Below are 2,791 nucleotides of genomic sequence, written 5' to 3' on the forward strand. Positions count from 1 at the left end.
AAGGTTGATAATAAATTTGATTTAATAAGTAAAAGTATTAAAAATAGCTAGTATGAAATAATGTAAAATAAAACATGTCTATATTAGATAAAAATTTCATTATAAATTCATATATGTATTATAATATAAAAGTACAAATATTTTTACATTAAATGAATTTGTACTTTATCTGACTTATGGATAAATTATAAAATTCAAATCTATTTAAATGAAAATGATTTGCATACGTAGTTGCTTAAGTAAAGCAACTTTGTTACTTGAGAAACGGGCGAAGCTGTTGGCAACATGAAGTGTTTAGCTGGCACGTGACTCAAGAGAAGCGAATTTTTTATTTTTTAACAAGAAATTAAAGTATAGGTATATAAAATTATAGGAGTGATGAAATGAATACATCTATTTTAGTTATGGAAGATGATGTTAATATACAAGAGTTAATAGTAGAGTTTTTAAAGGCTGAAGGTTATGATGTTGACTTTGCCAGTGATGGTTTAGAAGGAATACAATTATTTAAAAAAAAGGAGTATGATTTAGTTTTATTAGATATAATGATGCCAAATTTAGATGGGTATTCTGTGTGTAAAATGATTAGAAAAAGTTCAAATGTGCCAATTATATTTTTAACTGCATTGGATGAAGAAAATGACCAACTAAAAGGATTTGAATTAGAGTGTGATGATTATATAACAAAACCATTTTCATTTAATCTCTTAATGCAAAGGGTAAAAGCAGTACTTAGAAGAGGTAAAGGTAATCTAAGTAATGATTACTTAAGTTTTGAAAAAATAAAATTAGATTTAAATACTTATTCTGTACAATTGGAAGATAAAAATATAGAATTAACTTTAAAAGAATTTAACATATTAAAAACATTGATAGAAAAATATCCTCAAGTAATAACAAGAGAAAGTTTGTTGGATAGTATTTGGGGGTACGATTATTATGGTGATACAAGAATAGTTGATGCTCATATTAAAAACCTTAGAAAAAAAATATGCTTACCATATATAAAAACTGTAAAAGGGATAGGTTATACTCTTGAAAAAGATATTGAAGTTTTGGAATAATTTAAATATTAAATATAAGTTATTTACTATTACATCGGGCCTTCTTTTATTTTTGGCCTTTATAATTTATTTAACTTTATACTTTTTTATGCCAGCATATTATCACCAGTACAAGATTGAGCTTTTAAAAAATAGTGTAAATTCCATAGTGGAAGATTCTAAGTTTTATGATATAGATGAATTACAACGAAGACTTTATTTTTTAGGTAAAAAACAAAATGTTGCTATGATATTAACAGATGATAAAGGATTTATTATTTTTGGGAAAAATGAACAACATATTACTAATAAGTATGCAGGAGATATTCCTATGTCAAATCAGGTAAAGGAATATACAATAAGAGCTACTATAAAGTTAAAAGATAGCCCTGACTTCTATCATTTAGAAATTGTTATGCCACTTCAACCAATTGATGAGGCAAACACAGTACTTAGAAGTATTCTTCCATTTATAATAATTTCAGCTTTTTTAATAGCTCTGTTTGGGGCTTATATTTATTCTAAAACTATAACAAAGCCATTAATTGAGATTATTAACAAAGAAAGAGAAGAAGAAAAGAACAGGAAAGAATTTATAGCAACTATTTCTCATGAACTAAAAACTCCAATAACCATAATTAGCGGTCAATTAGAGGGAATGATATATAATGTGGGGAAATATAAGGATCGAGAAACTTACTTAAGAAAATCTTATGATAGTACTCAAGAGCTTAAAGTATTAGTAGATGAAATGATGGAAATATCAAAGAATGAGTTACTTGAAAAGGACTTAAAAATTGAAGCTATTAACTTAAGTGAAATGCTTAAAGAATTGGTAAATAGACAAAGCTACTTAATAGATGATAAAAACTTAAAGCTTATTTATAAAGTTGAAAATAAATTGTATATAAAAGCAGATAGAGAAAAAATTATAAAAGTTTTAAATAATTTAATTAACAATGCAATTAAATATTCTCCAAAAGGCGAAAAAATAATTATTAAAGCTTATAAATCAAAAGCAAGCAAAACAGTAGTATTTGAAATAGAAAACACTGGGATTACAATTGAGAATAAGTATTTAAGTGACGTGTTTAACCCTTTCTTTAGGGTAGAAAAATCCAGAAATAGAAAGACGGGTGGCAGTGGACTAGGTCTTTATATAGTAAGTAAAACACTAAAAAGTCATAACCTTTACTACAAGATGGAAAGTAAAAAGAATTCTGTTTTGTTTACTATTTATTTTTAGATAAATAATTTTCATAAATTAAGGAAAGATAAAACTAAGAAATAAATAGGAGGCATAAATATGGATATAAAAAAAGATATGGAAAATATAAAAGATGATGTTGTAAAAGGCGTAGATAAAGTAGGTAATGGTGTTAAACATGCAGCTGATGGAATTGGACATATGGCTGAAAAAATAGGTCATGCAGTAAAACATACAGCAAAAGATTTAAAAAATGATGTAAAAGGAATGGCAGTAGATGCTGGAGAAATAGCAGAAGACATGAAAGATAAGTATGAAGAAACTAAGTTTGCAAAAGAAATGAAAAAACAAATGAAAAAAGAAGATAGATAATTAAAAGACCTGCTTTATAGCAGGTCTTTTAATTTCCAATTTTGTTACTTAAACAACGGGCGAAGCCGTTGGCGATATGAGCGGAGCGAATTTTTTATTTGCAATGATTTCATATTATGAAAAATTGTATTGATACAATATGGGAATAATGTGTATATTTATAGATCGG

General features: G+C 26.2%; 3 protein-coding genes. All 3 read left to right on the top strand.

The features are described 5' to 3' along the window. The first annotated feature begins 383 nt into the window (after positions 1-383). From NSA58_RS18420 to NSA58_RS18430, 3 genes are read left to right on the top strand one after another with little or no spacing between them, the layout of a single operon-like run. On the top strand, positions 384-1,064 hold the full coding sequence (locus NSA58_RS18420) for a response regulator transcription factor (RefSeq protein WP_039681428.1): 681 nt from the start codon (positions 384-386) through the stop codon (positions 1,062-1,064). Then, a complete protein-coding gene (locus NSA58_RS18425; RefSeq protein ID WP_074079351.1) occupies positions 1,036-2,289 on the top strand; it encodes a HAMP domain-containing sensor histidine kinase in 1,254 nt (417 codons plus the stop codon). Before NSA58_RS18420 ends, NSA58_RS18425 begins: the two co-directional genes overlap by 29 nt. A gap of 60 nt (positions 2,290-2,349) precedes the next feature. Beyond that, positions 2,350-2,622 carry a hypothetical protein gene (locus NSA58_RS18430; RefSeq protein WP_039681430.1) on the top strand — a complete coding sequence of 91 codons (273 nt, stop codon included), beginning with the start codon at positions 2,350-2,352 and terminating at the stop codon, positions 2,620-2,622. The last annotated feature ends 169 nt before the right edge of the window (positions 2,623-2,791 follow it).

It is taken from the genome of Terrisporobacter muris, from assembly GCF_024621905.1.
Taxonomy (GTDB): Bacteria; Bacillota; Clostridia; order Peptostreptococcales; family Peptostreptococcaceae; genus Terrisporobacter; species Terrisporobacter muris.